This is a genomic window from Azomonas macrocytogenes (genome assembly GCF_014191985.1).
In the GTDB taxonomy this organism is placed as follows: Bacteria; Pseudomonadota; Gammaproteobacteria; order Pseudomonadales; family Pseudomonadaceae; genus Azomonas; species Azomonas macrocytogenes.
The window spans coordinates 141,400-154,179 of sequence record NZ_JACHXI010000006.1 but is presented as its reverse complement, the minus strand read 5'-3'; the positions used below and the strand labels follow the sequence as shown (position 1 = coordinate 154,179).

10 protein-coding genes are annotated in these 12,780 nt (G+C 61.1%); 7 read left to right on the top strand and 3 right to left on the bottom strand.

The window, feature by feature from the left end; translation table 11 throughout:
• The first annotated feature begins 19 nt into the window (after positions 1-19).
• Positions 20-1,510, top strand: coding sequence for a YifB family Mg chelatase-like AAA ATPase (locus FHR87_RS08315; protein ID WP_183166247.1), 1,491 nt, complete (start codon positions 20-22; stop codon positions 1,508-1,510).
• A gap of 143 nt (positions 1,511-1,653) precedes the next feature.
• The gene (gene phnN, locus FHR87_RS08310) at positions 1,654-2,199 is read left to right on the top strand and encodes a ribose 1,5-bisphosphokinase (RefSeq protein WP_183166246.1); all 546 of its coding nucleotides are present in this window, start codon (positions 1,654-1,656) and stop codon (positions 2,197-2,199) included.
• Between the two features lie 21 nt (positions 2,200-2,220).
• Here the strand turns inward: phnN and FHR87_RS08305 are convergent, their stop codons facing one another.
• Positions 2,221-3,312, bottom strand: a complete 1,092-nt coding sequence (locus tag FHR87_RS08305; RefSeq protein WP_183166245.1) for an SDR family oxidoreductase — start codon at positions 3,310-3,312, stop codon at positions 2,221-2,223.
• A gap of 596 nt (positions 3,313-3,908) precedes the next feature.
• On the opposite strand from FHR87_RS08305, the gene FHR87_RS08300 reads away from it, so the two are divergent.
• Both FHR87_RS08300 and FHR87_RS08295 read left to right on the top strand, forming a co-directional pair.
• The gene (locus tag FHR87_RS08300; protein WP_221189782.1) at positions 3,909-4,880 is read left to right on the top strand and encodes an aldo/keto reductase; all 972 of its coding nucleotides are present in this window, start codon (positions 3,909-3,911) and stop codon (positions 4,878-4,880) included.
• A gap of 296 nt (positions 4,881-5,176) precedes the next feature.
• Positions 5,177-5,395: a hypothetical protein gene (locus tag FHR87_RS08295; RefSeq protein WP_183166243.1), complete on the top strand. Its 219-nt coding sequence runs from the start codon at positions 5,177-5,179 to the stop codon at positions 5,393-5,395.
• 241 nt (positions 5,396-5,636) lie between these two features.
• Here the strand turns inward: FHR87_RS08295 and FHR87_RS08290 are convergent, their stop codons facing one another.
• On the bottom strand, positions 5,637-6,989 hold the full coding sequence (locus FHR87_RS08290; protein ID WP_183166242.1) for a GntP family permease: 1,353 nt from the start codon (positions 6,987-6,989) through the stop codon (positions 5,637-5,639).
• Positions 6,990-7,078: 89 nt separating this feature from the next.
• Positions 7,079-7,603: a gluconokinase gene (locus tag FHR87_RS08285; RefSeq protein WP_183166241.1), complete on the bottom strand. Its 525-nt coding sequence runs from the start codon at positions 7,601-7,603 to the stop codon at positions 7,079-7,081.
• A 244-nt stretch (positions 7,604-7,847) separates the two neighbouring features.
• Here FHR87_RS08285 and gntR point away from each other — a divergent pair, with 244 nt between their 5' ends.
• The 3 genes from gntR to FHR87_RS08270 all read left to right on the top strand — a co-directional run bounded on the left by gntR (position 7,848) and on the right by FHR87_RS08270 (position 12,721).
• Positions 7,848-8,879: an HTH-type transcriptional regulator GntR gene (gene gntR / locus FHR87_RS08280; protein ID WP_183166240.1), complete on the top strand. Its 1,032-nt coding sequence runs from the start codon at positions 7,848-7,850 to the stop codon at positions 8,877-8,879.
• 320 nt (positions 8,880-9,199) lie between these two features.
• A complete protein-coding gene (locus FHR87_RS08275) occupies positions 9,200-11,479 on the top strand; it encodes a GAF domain-containing protein (RefSeq protein WP_183166239.1) in 2,280 nt (759 codons plus the stop codon).
• Positions 11,480-11,722: 243 nt separating this feature from the next.
• Complete coding sequence (locus tag FHR87_RS08270) at positions 11,723-12,721, top strand: TerC family protein (protein WP_183166238.1); 999 nt, start codon at positions 11,723-11,725, stop codon at positions 12,719-12,721.
• Positions 12,722-12,780 lie beyond the last annotated feature (59 nt).

The window sequence follows — 12,780 nt, the reverse complement described above, 5'->3', positions numbered from 1 at the left end:
CCGATCAAGGAGTGATCGAATGTCCCTGGCCCTGGTCCACAGCCGTGCCCAGGTCGGTGTCGAAGCACCTGCCGTAACGGTCGAAGCGCATCTGGCCAACGGCCTGCCTTCACTGGCGCTGGTCGGCCTGCCGGAAACCGCCGTCAAGGAAAGCAAGGACCGCGTGCGCAGCGCCATCCTGACCTGTGGTTTCGATTTTCCTGCCCGCCGCATCACCCTCAGCCTCGCCCCGGCGGATCTGCCCAAGGAGGGCGGCCGTTTCGACCTGGCTATCGCCCTCGGCATCCTCGCCGCCAGCGGCCAGATACCGGCCCAGACGCTCGAACGACTCGAATGCCTGGGAGAACTGGCACTCTCCGGTGCCCTGCGACCGGTACAAGGCGTGCTGCCAGCCGCCCTCGCCGCTCGCGCAGCCGGCCGCTCCCTGCTGGTGCCACGCGCCAATGCCGAAGAGGCCAGCCTGGCATCCGGTCTTGAGGTCTTCGCCGCCGATCACTTGCTGGAAGTCGCCGCGCACTTCAGCGGCCAGACGCCACTCCTTCCCTATCAGGCACAAGGCTTGCTGCGCCAGACGCTGCCATACCCCGACCTGGCCGATGTCCAGGGTCAGGCAGCCGCCAAACGCGCTTTGCTGATCGCTGCAGCCGGGGCTCACAACCTGCTGTTGAGCGGCCCCCCAGGCACCGGTAAGACGCTGCTCGCCAGCCGCTTGCCGGGACTGTTGCCGCCGCTGGACGAACAGGAAGCCCTGGAAGTGGCCTCGATCCACTCCATTGCCAGCCAGGGGCCCTTGCACCATTGGCCGCAACGCCCTTTTCGCCAACCGCATCACAGCGCATCCGGCCCGGCGCTGGTCGGCGGTGGCAGCAAGCCGCGCCCCGGCGAAATCACCCTGGCGCACCAGGGCGTACTGTTTCTTGACGAATTGCCCGAATTCGACCGCAAGGTCCTGGAAGTCCTGCGTGAACCGCTGGAAAGTGGCGAGATTGTCATCGCTCGGGCTCGTGACCGGGTACGCTTTCCGGCACGCTTCCAACTGGTTGCCGCCATGAATCCCTGCCCTTGCGGCTACCTCGGCGATCCCGCTGGCCGTTGCCGCTGCACGCCCGAGCAGATCCAGCGCTACCGGGCCAAGCTCTCCGGTCCGCTGCTCGACCGCATCGACCTGCATCTGACCGTAGCCCGCGAGGCGACCGCCCTCGGCGCAACGCCTACAGCAGGTGAAAACAGCGCCAGGGTCGCGGCACACGTTGCCCAGGCCCGCCAACGTCAGCAACAGCGTCAGGGCTGCGCCAATGCCTTTCTCGATCTGAGCGGTTTGCGCCAGCATTGTGTGCTCTCCGCCACCGATCAACCCTGGCTGGAGCAAGCGTGCGAGCGACTCGGATTATCCCTGCGTGCGGCCCACCGGCTGCTCAAAGTCTCGCGCACCCTGGCAGATCTAGAACAGGCTGCGAATATCGAACGTCGACACCTGGCCGAAGCCCTGCAATACCGACCAACCCGGTAAGCTGCCCAATAGAGGAGCCGATCCGGCAAGAATTCCTCGATCTTGTACCTGCAAACGACGCCTGGCGAGCACCGGGCTGGCATACTCTCTCCAGATCGTCGCCCCGCATCGGTGGCGATATCGTCGACCGAGGAAGAGTTGTCATGGGCCGTCTGGTCTATCTGATGGGCGCCAGTGGCGTCGGCAAGGACAGCCTGCTGGCCGCCCTGCGCGAGTTGCAGCCGGACTGGCCAGTGGCACACCGCTATATCACCCGGGCCAGCACGGCCAGCGAAAACTGTATAACCCTCAGCGAAGCCGAGTTCGACTGGCGGCGCAAGGCCGGGCTGTTCTGCCTGGACTGGCAGGCCCATGGGCTCAGTTATGGCATCGGCCATGAAACCGAAGACTGGTTGGCGCAGGCTGAACTGGTCATCGTCAATGGCAGCCGCCTGCACCTGCCGGCAGCCCGCCAGCGCTTCGGTGCGCGTTTGCTGCCCTTGCTGGTAGTAGCCGAACCGCAGGTGATCCGCCAGCGCCTGCTGGCCCGTGGACGGGAAAGCACGGCGGAGATCGAACAACGCCTGATCCGTCGTCCCGACGGACTTGACAGCCACACCGACCTGCTGCGCCATGACAACAGCGGTACGCTGGCCGATAGTGTCACGGTGCTGCAAAAAACGCTGCAAGGCTGGGTAGACAAGGACTGACCCTCAGCAGGCGGTCGCCGTTCAGGGCACGCTGCGAATATCGAACAGGGTTTCCGGGGATTTTGGCAGATAGCCTTGCTCGGCCAATCGCTGGATGGCACCGATCAGGCAATCCTCGCTGCTGACGGCTTCAGTGAAACCTGCACGGCGGATCTTGCCCATGTCCGAGACCATGTCGAACTCGGTGTTGAAGACGAAATCACCGAACGCCCAGCCCACCAGTTTCTCGTAAGGCATAGGCTGCAAACCGTGCTGTTCGGCGAGTTGCCGCCATGCACCGGCCTGCTCCGGCATCAATCGGGCCAGGGAAAACGGTTGCGGCTCGGCGACCTCGATACTCAGTGCCACCCCTACCTTGTGCCAGAGGCGCTCCCAGCGGAACGACTCACCAACCAGATTGAACGCCTGATTGCGTGCGGCTGGTGCCTGTGCCGCCCAGAGACTGGCGCGGGCCAGCCAATGGGCATCGGTGACCTGGGCAAACACGTCCCGGTAAGTACGCACCGAACCGGGAAAACGTAGCGGCACACCGGCTCGCCGGCTCAGTGCGGCAAAGGCGCCGATCACCATGGCGATATTCATTGGATTCCCGGCAATGTCGCCCACCACCACATCGGGGCGCAGGATGGCCCAGTCGAACTCACCCAACCCGGCGCGTTCACGCAGCAAGTCTTCCTGATCGAAATAGAAGTTGGGCGCCAGATGGCGCGGCGCTTCATCCTCGTAGAAGGGCGCGCCGACCGGCCCCAGATGCACGCCATAGACCTTGGCTCCCTGATAGTGCACCACTCGCTGCAAGGGCGCGCCTGCCGCTTTCAAGCCATCAAGCAGATTGCGCAGCATGGCGCCGTTGATCTCGGCTTCCTTGGCCAGATTGCTGTCCGGACACAAAGCGGCGTAGAACACATGCGTCGTGTCGCCAGCGACTTCCAGTGCCTGCCGGGTCTGCATGGCATCGGCAAGATCGAGGTCGATGGTCTCGATTTCCGCTACGAAGGTGCGTCGTACCGCGCGTATATGCCAGTCGGGACTGGCTTTCAAGGTCTCAACCAGTGCATTGCCGATGATGCCGCTGGCTCCGACGACCAGAGCCACGTTCTTCGCAGCGAACATAAAGCGCCTCCCGAAGCTCGCCCTGCCGCTATTCAGCGGCCGGCAGATAGCATGGATTGGAAATGAACGGTGGACCACAGCCGGTCCATGGCAATAAAGACAAGAAAATCTTCACCACGACTCAGCTCAACCGCGACAGGAAATGCTACCTCCAGCAAGCAAATCGGATCATGCGATGTGCTATGAATCATAGGTGGTCGATTCGGGTACCCGCAAAGGCAACGTCTGCCAGGTATCGTGTTCTATCTATCCATGACTTTCCGGCCACACGCTCAGGGCTCTGGCCAAAGCGAACGAAAGGACTGAATCCAGGTTGCGCCAAGCCCGGAACGCTTCGGCCGCTAGATTCCGATTGATACACATGACCAGAAGAGGACTCAATGAATACCCGTCGTCAATTTCTTACCGTGGCCGCCGCCGGTGCCGCCACTTTCGCCGCCGCGCCATTGCTGGCGCAAGCCACGCAGCCTGATACCTTGACTGTCCCCGCGCAACGCGCCGGCTTAAACATGCCACCTGCCACGCTGATGCCGACGCTTGGCGAAACCACCGGCCGGCCGCTGCCGGTGAACAAGGCTGGCAAGCGCTTTCGTCCCATGACGCGCCTGGGCCTGGGCGGTGTGGCCATCGGCAACGCGTTCGCCGAAAGCACGGATGAGCAAAGCCAGGCGACGCTGGCGGCGGCCTATGCGGCCGGTGTCCGCTATTTCGATACCTCGCCCTGGTATGGTCTGGGGCTCAGCGAGCGCCGTTTCGGGCACTTTCTGCATACTCGCAAAGCCGACGACTACGTGCTGTCCACCAAGGTAGGGCGCCTGTTGACCGCCACTCACAAGCTGCCGAAGACGATGTGGCACAACCCCTCACCGTTCGATTATCGCTATGACTACAGTGCTGCCGGCGTACGCCGTTCAGTGGAAGACAGCCTGCAACGCCTGGGTGTCTCGCAGATCGACATCGTCTTCATCCACGACCTGGCGCCCAGCAATGGCGACCTGGGCGAGCGCTGGACCGAATACTTCGCGCAGGCCGTCAAGGGCGCGATGCCGGAACTGACCAAGATGCGCGAGGAGGGCTTGATCAAGGCATGGGGCATGGGCGTCAACGATGCCGAACCGGCGCTACGCTGCGTTGCCGAGGCCGACCCGGATATCTTCCTGCTGGCCTGCCAGTACTCGTTGCTGGATCACGAAAAGACCCTGCGCGACACCTTCCCGAAACTGGCCGAACGCGATATTTCAGTGGTGGTCGGCTCACCGTTGCTGGCCGGTTACCTGGCGGGACGCGACCGCTACTTGTACCGCGGCACCATCCCGGACTGGGCACCCGCCAAGCGCGAGCAGGTCGCGGCCATCGCCCAGGCGCACGGCATCGATATCCGCACTGCGGCCCTGCAATTCGCTGCCGCACCCGATGTCGTATCTGCCGTCATCCCCGGTGCGCGCACGCCGGAGCAAGCGCGCGCCAACGTCGCCTCGATGAGCGTCGCGATCCCCGCCGATTTCTGGAGCGAACTCAAGCAGCAGAAGCTGATCGCCGAGGATGCGCCCTTGCCGAAGCCGGTCTGACCGAAAACTGGAGGCTGGAAGCATCCAGCCTCTTCTTCTCTTGCCCGTACCATACTCAAGAGCTGAGGCAGCTTTTTCACCGACAGACAAAAAGCCGGTCCAGACCGATCGTCCGAACGGATTTTTCGCGCAGAACCATGTACAGAGTCCCGGTTCGAACCAGCGAGGGGCATGCGTTCATGCATGCATGAAGTAGCGCCAACGGCTCTCCTTCGCCATTTCCGAGTGGGAACCGGCGCTGTCGTTCCTATCGCGCCCCATGAAAAACACGGGCGATATTTACCAGGAGTAGCGTTATGGAAACTCAACTCCAGCAAGACAGAAATCCTCTCCATCACACCCAGAACATGCAGCAGCGCTTCCAGGAGATGATCGATCATCTTCGTTCCGACATTGATAAAGTCGATGAACCGCAGCTTCAGGCCATGTTCGAGACTTCGGCAGAAGTGCTTGTGGGGCTATCGAAAGCGTTCCGCGATTACGAGCAGAAAAACGAGACGGCTTGGCAGCACTGAAGACCTGGCCTTTGCCTGAGCAACCCGATACCGCCGATGCCTTGCCTGATAGCGCCAGGCGATATCGGGCAGGCATAGCAACCGGGAAACCAGAATAGTGACGAACCTGGTTGGCCAGATCAGCCTATCAAGCAACCGCTCCACCAGACCCAGGCATGACGATAAATTCGCCATGCCTGCCACCATTATCCCGATCCGGCTGATTTTCCGGGCTTGGGCATTGCACAGCACCAGCGCAGGCTTACACCACCAGCGACAGCAGCAGGATGAACCCCAGGGCGACCACTGACAGAATGGTTTCCATCATGCTCCAGGTCTTGAAGGTCTCGCTGACGCTCATGTTGAAGTACTGCTTGATCAGCCAGAAACCGGCATCGTTGACGTGCGAGAGCACCACCGAACCGGCACCGGTCGCCAGCACCAGCAACTCCCGGTTGACTCCCGGGATCAGCCCAACCACCGGCGCCACGATTCCCGCTCCAGTGATGGTAGCAACCGTGGCCGAACCGGTGGCGATACGAATCACCGCCGCGACCAGCCAGGCCAGCAGGATCGGCGAAACCTGCGCGCCAACGGCCATGTGCCCGATCACATCGCCCACCCCGCTGGCCACCAACATCTGCTTGAAGCCGCCGCCGGCGCCGATGATCAGAATGATAGCGGCAGTCGGAGCCAGACTTTCCTCGACCAGTTTGTAGACCTGCTTCGCGGAAAAGCCACGAGCATAGCCAAAGGTGTACAACGATAGCAGCAGGGCCAGCAACAGTGCGCTGATGGGATCACCGAGCAGATCCATCCAGACCCGGATGACGTGCCCTTCAGAGAAAATCAGATCGGCGAAGGTCTTCAGCAGCATCAAAAAGACCGGCAACAGTACGGTTGCCAGGGTGACACCGAAGCTGGGCAGGTTGCTGGTTTCCGGTTCGTGGGCCAGCTGTTCGGCCAGCTCCTCCGGCAGCTTGCCGGGAATGTAGCGGGCAATAAAAGAGCCATACAGGGGGCCGGCGATGATGGCGCTGGGCAGGGCGACGATCAGGCCATAGAGGATGGTCTTGCCGATGTCCGCACCGAACACGCCGATAGCCAGTAGCGGGCCAGGGTGCGGCGGTACCAACCCATGCACAGCGGACAAGCCGGCGAGCAGCGGGATGCCGAGCTTGATTAGTGAGACACCGGTGCGCCGGGCGACGATGAAGACCAAGGGCACCAGCAGTACGAAGCCGATCTCAAAGAACAGCGGCAGGCCAACGAGAAAGGCAGCGAACATCATCGCCCACTGCACACGCGCCCGGCCGAAGGCCTGGATCAGGGTATGGGCAATCTGGTCGGCACCGCCGGATTCGGCCATCATCTTGCCGAGCATGGTGCCCAGCGCGAGGATCACCCCGACGAAGCCGAGCACACTACCGAAGCCGCCCTGAAAGGATTTGACGACCTTTTCCACCGGCATGCCCGAGACCAGTCCGAGGAATAGGGCAGCAACGGTCAGCGAGATGAATGGATGCAGCTTGAAGCGGGTGATCAGCAGAATCAGGCCGACGACAGTGATCACAGCGCTGGCAAGCAGAAACGCATCGTGGGACATACCCAGCATGGGGGCCTCCTGAATTGTCTTTGTTATGGAGCAGGACGGTTAAGAACGAACGGCTGAGGTAGCGCTGTCTGCATAGATTAGCCAATGATTCAGTGTAGGGAAGGCTGCACCCACCAGTCGTTGGCGGCCGTCGCCAGTTCCTCGATGTCCTGGGAACTGGCGTCCAGCACCAGCGTGAGGGGTTCGCCGAACGGTGGCTCCAGCGTCTTGAACTGGCTGTCGATCATGCTGGCTGGCATGAAATGGTCAGGCCGTTCGGCAACCCGCCGGGCCGCCACGTCGGGAGGCAGCTGGAGGAAGACGAAGCCGAGTCCGGGAACGGCGCTGCGCAGTATGTCACGATAACTGAGCTTGAGCGCCGAGCAGGATAGCACTGGCCTCTGGCCAGCAGCGAGAGTGGCGCGCAACTCGTCGCCCAGGCGCGCCAGCCAGCCGCTGCGGTCTTCGTCGGTAAGAGGAATGCCAGCGCTCATCTTGTCGATGTTCTGCGGAGGGTGAAAGGCATCGCCTTCGATAGCAGTGGCGCCACTGAGTCGGCAAATGGCCTGGGCGACACTGGATTTTCCGCAACCGGCAACGCCCATGATCACGAGCGCATTGATAGGTGAAGCCATGAGTCACCTCGGGATAGCCTGGATAGCACTGCCTGCAAAACCGGGCAGACTATCATTGATCTATTGTCGTTATTCTGGTTGCAACCAGGGCTAATAATCATGGCAAACGATATTTATCTTGGAGCAAGACAATGATCGTTCGCAAAGACAGCGCTATCCTATGGTCGGGTTTTTTATTTGGCAACAATGAATAGCGGCCTCCAGCGTATTCTTTACATATAACAATTTTCAAGTAAGACCCCTCATGGCATACAACAAAAACGACAGACGCTCACGTACGAAAGGCCGGCCAACGCTCAATGAAGTGGCACACCGGGCCGGGGTCAGTCCCATTACTGCCTCGCGGGCACTGCGCGGCGTCGCCACGGTTGCCGAGGAACTGGTACGCAAGGTAGAGGAAGCCGCCCGCGAGCTGGGCTATATTGCCAACCCGGCCGCCAGGGCCCTGGCTTCGGCCCACAGCCAGTCGGTTCTGGTACTGGTGCCATCACTGGCCAACCAGCTATTCATCGATACTTTGGAAGCCATCCATAGCGTACTGCGGCCAAAGGGGCTGGAAGTGGTGATCGGCAACTTCCACTATTCCCGCGAGGAAGAGGAAGACCTGCTGCGCAACTATCTCGCCTATCAGCCACGCGGGCTGCTGCTCACTGGCTTCGAGCGCACGGAAAGCTCGCGCCGGATGATCGAGGCGAGTGGTCTGCCATGCGTCTACATGATGGATCTGGACTCCGGGTCCGGACTGCATTGCGTGGGTTTTTCGCAAGTGAATGCCGGGGCGGCGGCGGCCAGGCATCTGCTTTCCCGTGGACGCCAGCGGATCGCCTTCGTTGCCGCTCAGCTCGACCAGCGCACCTTGCTGCGCGGCGATGGCTTCCGGCGCACCTTGCAGCAGGCCGGCCGTTACGACCCGGCTTTCGAAATATTGACCCCACGCCCTTCCTCCGTCGGCCTGGGCAGCGAGCTGTTCGCCCAGTTGCTGGCCGCGCAACCGCAAATCGATGGTATTTTCTTCTGTAACGACGACCTGGCCCAGGGGGCCTTGCTCGAGGCGGCACGACACGGTGTGAAGGTTCCCGAACAGGTGGCCGTACTCGGTTTCAACGACCTGCCCAGCTCGGCCTTCATGGTGCCCAGGCTCAGCAGCATCCGCACGCCACGTGAGATAATCGGCCGGCGTGCAGCCGAGCAACTGCTCGATTTGATCGCCGGCAAAACAATTGCCGAGCCGGTACAGGACATGGGCTTCGAGCTGGTCTTGCGGGAAAGTACCTGAGCTTCGGCAATACGCCTGCAGGACACGGGAGCTGGCAGGCAAACACCTCCCGTTTCTGCATTCGCACGGCTCGTCAGCGTGCGGATCAGGCCGATTGCAGCAGGCCTGCGCAGGCCAATAAAGGTTCGATATCGGAAGCATTGGACAGGCATTGCCTGTAATGTTCAAACTGTGAACTCCTGCACAAAAAACAGCTGTTTTGTCTTAGTGCAGAATCTCACAAGGCCACATCGCTTGTCGTGATGAATTACCAGGCAAATGGATAGGGACTTGCCTGTATTTGCTCTTTCCCAGACTTCAGCATAGAGCCGGTCGCCAGCATGCAGGATGCACTTAGCCAAGAAACCGATCGCCTGACGATCCTCAACCGGATCGGTGCCCGCCTGGCGGCCGAGCTTGACCTCGAAAAACTCGCCCAGGAAACCACCGATGCCGGAGTCGAGCTGATCGGCGCCCAGTTCGGCGCGTTCGTCTACAACGTGCTCGACGAGCAGGGCAAGCGTTACACCCTGTACTCACTGTCGGGTGTATCGCTGGAAGTGTTCGCGAACATCTCGATGCCACATAACACCGAACCATTCGACATAGCCTTCGCAGACCGGGGCATCCTGCGCTCCGACGATATTACTCGCGACCCCCGCTGCGGCACGAACGTTCCGTACCTGGGCATGCCGCCAGGCGATCTGCCGATTCGCAGCTACCTGACCGTTCCCGTTGTTTCGCGTTCCGGCAATGTATTGGGCAGGTTGCTCTTCGGCCATGAAAGAACGGAAATATTCACCCACGAGCACGAGCAGCTGCTGAGCGGCATCGCCGGCCAGGCGGCGATCGCCATCGACAATGCCTGGCTCTTTCGCGCCTCGCAGCACGAGATCGCCGAACGCAGGCGGGCCGAGCAGTTGGCGCGTGATCGCAACGCCCGTCTCGAATTGCTGGCCCAGACCATCGAGCGGACTCATGCGGCCGATTCGCCCGACGCGCTGCTGGATATCGTCGCCTGGGCAGCCCGTGGTCTGGTGGATGCCGATGGCGCCTGCGTGATCCTCAGAGAGGGCAACGACTGCTACTGCGCTGCCGAGAACGCAATGCAACCCTTGTGGAAAGGGCAGCGCTTCGCGCTCAGCTCGTGCATTTCCGGCTGGGCGATGCAGCATCGCCAGAACGTAGCCATCGCCGATATCCGCAAGGACGAGCACACTCCGCATGAACTGGAGCTGTATCGTCTCACCTTCGTGCGCAGCCTGCTGGTCATCCCCATGCTTCGCAACGACAAAGGTATCGCAGCCATCGGCATCTACTGGGCTACGCAGCACGCAGCCGAATCCGCCGAAATAGCCCTGATCGAAACCCTGGCCCGCTCCACCGCAGCCATTATCGAGCGACTGGAAGCCGAACGGGCGCTGCGCACCTTGAACGAAACCCTGGAGGCCCGGGTCGCCGAGCGCACCGCCGAGCGCGACCGCATGTGGCGGCTGACCACCGACATCATGGTGGTAGCTCGTCTCGATACGACGATCACGGCTGTCAATCCAGCCTGGAGCAACCTGTTGGGCTGGTCGGAAACAGAACTGATCGGTCATAAGTACATCGATTTCATCCATCCCGACGATCTGGAAGCGACCCTGGCCGATGCCCATCAGCTGTCCCTGGGCATTCCCACCGTCCACTTCGAAAATCGCCAGCGCCACCGGAATGGCTCCTATCGCTGGATCAGTTGGATCGCCGTACCGGATGAGCATTTCATTCATGCCGCCGGACGCGACATCACTGCGCAAAAGGAGCAGGCCGAAGCCTTGCGCCTGGCTGAAGACGCTTTGCGGCATGCGCAGAAGATGGAAGCGCTGGGGCAGCTGACCGGCGGTATCGCCCACGACTTCAACAACCTGCTGGGCAGTATCGTCGGCTCACTGGACTTGATGCTGGCTCGCCTTGCCCAGGGCAAGACCGAGCATCTGGACCGCTACGCCCAACTGGCCAAGACTTCCGCCAATCGCGCCGCCGCGCTGACCCAGCGGCTGCTGGCCTTTGCCCGGCGCCAGCCGTTGTCACCGAAGGTGGTCGAAGTCGAGCGACTGATTGCCTCGCTCGAAGACCTGCTGAGCCGTACCCTTGGCGAAGCGATCCATATGGAATTCGCGATTGCCCAGGATCTATGGACGATCCAGTGCGATCCCAGCCAGTTGGAAAGCGCGATACTCAATCTGGCGATCAACTCTCGCGATGCCATGCCCGATGGCGGGCACCTCGTCATTGCCATCGACAATGTGCACATCGACAGGCTCTACGCCGCGCAAAACCACAATCTCAGTCCCGGCCAATATGTCCGCATCGCGGTCAGCGATACCGGCACTGGAATGCCGCACAATGTGATCGAGCGAGCCTTCGAACCCTTTTTCACGACCAAGCCCATCGGCAAGGGTACGGGACTCGGGCTGTCGATGATCTATGGCTTCGCCCAGCAGTCGGGCGGACATGCGCAAATTCATTCCGAGGTGGGCAAAGGCTCGACGGCCGAGCTGTATCTGCCCCGTTTTCAGGGCGTCACCACGGAGGATAACCAAGCCGTGGAGAGAGCGGACACTGTGCCACCGGCCAGTTAGAGTGATACCGTGCTGTCTGCCGGCATTCGCGACAGATAGCGGCCAAAGGCTGAGCAAGACTCCCCCTTTCCGGCTGGCGGGCAAAATTTCACCTCGCCCGGCCTGAAACCCCCGGCAACGTCTGCGAACTTGAATGCCTTGCACAAGACCAATAGCCTGATTGCATGACGCCGGGCCCCTCTGACGGTTCACACCGCCATGTCGGAGTCATAGCTTGTACAACTCGACTGCAAGGAGGGGCTCATGGAAGCTCTGCTAGCATTTGCCACGACCACATTCCTCGGTACGGCCACCTGGTTCTGGCTGCTGTTCATCACCATCGTCATCGCCCTGCTGGCCTTCGACCTCGGAGTGCTGCATCGCGATCATCACGCCATCGACGTCAAGGAAAGCCTGCTGCTATCGGCCGGCTACATCACCGCCGGCCTGCTATTCGGCCTGCTGGTCTGGCACTGGAAAGGCCACGACGCCAGCCTGGAGTACTACACCGGCTTTCTGATCGAAAAATCGCTATCGATGGACAACGTGTTCGTCATGGCGATGATCTTCAGTTACCTCCACATTCCGCGCAAATACCAACATGAGGTACTGTTCTGGGGCATCCTCGGTGTCATCGTGCTGCGGGCCCTGATGATCGGCCTGGGTACCGCGATGATTGCCCAGTTCCACTGGATGCTGTTCGTCTTCGGCGCCTTCCTGGTGCTTACCGGCCTGAAGATGCTGTTCTCCAAAGCCGACGACGAACCGGATCTGGAACACAACAGGTTCCTCGGCTTCCTGCGCCGCCATCTGCGTGTGACCCAGGAACTGCACGAAGATCGATTCTTCGTGCGCCAACCCAACGCCAGCGGTAAAGAAGTGCTCTGGATAACGCCCCTGCTGCTGGCCCTGATCCTGATCGAATGTGCCGACGTAGTGTTTGCCGTGGACAGCGTACCGGCCATCTTCGCCATCACCCTCGATCCTTTCATCGTCTACACCTCGAACATCTTCGCCGTCCTCGGCCTGCGCGCCCTGTATTTCGCCCTGGCCGCGCTGATCCATCGCTTTGCCTACCTGAAGTACGCCCTGGCCCTGGTGTTGATCTTCATCGGCTGCAAGATCTTCCTGGTCGATATCGTCGGCAAGATCCCGGCCCCGGTATCGCTTGGCGTGACCTTCGGTCTGCTGGCCGGCGGCATCCTGCTGTCATTGTGGAAAACCCGTAACGAAGAACCGATCCAGGAAGAGCCAGAGAAGTAACCTCCACAACTGATCCGCCAGCGCAGTCGGGCCGTCCGACTGCGCTGCAAACGGGTGCT

Bases quoted from the DNA above. Each gene is read 5' to 3' on its own strand.
- FHR87_RS08300 (WP_221189782.1), top strand. From the start codon at position 3,909: ATGACGCGCCTGGGCCTGGGCGGTGTGGCCATCGGCAACGCGTTCGCC.
- FHR87_RS08305 (WP_183166245.1), bottom strand. From the start codon at position 3,312: ATGTTCGCTGCGAAGAACGTGGCTCTGGTCGTCGGAGCCAGCGGCATC.
- gntR (WP_183166240.1), top strand. From the start codon at position 7,848: ATGGCATACAACAAAAACGACAGACGCTCACGTACGAAAGGCCGGCCA.
- FHR87_RS08285 (WP_183166241.1), bottom strand. From the start codon at position 7,603: ATGGCTTCACCTATCAATGCGCTCGTGATCATGGGCGTTGCCGGTTGC.
- FHR87_RS08270 (WP_183166238.1), top strand. From the start codon at position 11,723: ATGGAAGCTCTGCTAGCATTTGCCACGACCACATTCCTCGGTACGGCC.
- FHR87_RS08275 (WP_183166239.1), top strand. From the start codon at position 9,200: ATGCAGGATGCACTTAGCCAAGAAACCGATCGCCTGACGATCCTCAAC.
- FHR87_RS08315 (WP_183166247.1), top strand. From the start codon at position 20: ATGTCCCTGGCCCTGGTCCACAGCCGTGCCCAGGTCGGTGTCGAAGCA.
- phnN (WP_183166246.1), top strand. From the start codon at position 1,654: ATGGGCCGTCTGGTCTATCTGATGGGCGCCAGTGGCGTCGGCAAGGAC.
- FHR87_RS08290 (WP_183166242.1), bottom strand. From the start codon at position 6,989: ATGCTGGGTATGTCCCACGATGCGTTTCTGCTTGCCAGCGCTGTGATC.
- FHR87_RS08295 (WP_183166243.1), top strand. From the start codon at position 5,177: ATGGAAACTCAACTCCAGCAAGACAGAAATCCTCTCCATCACACCCAG.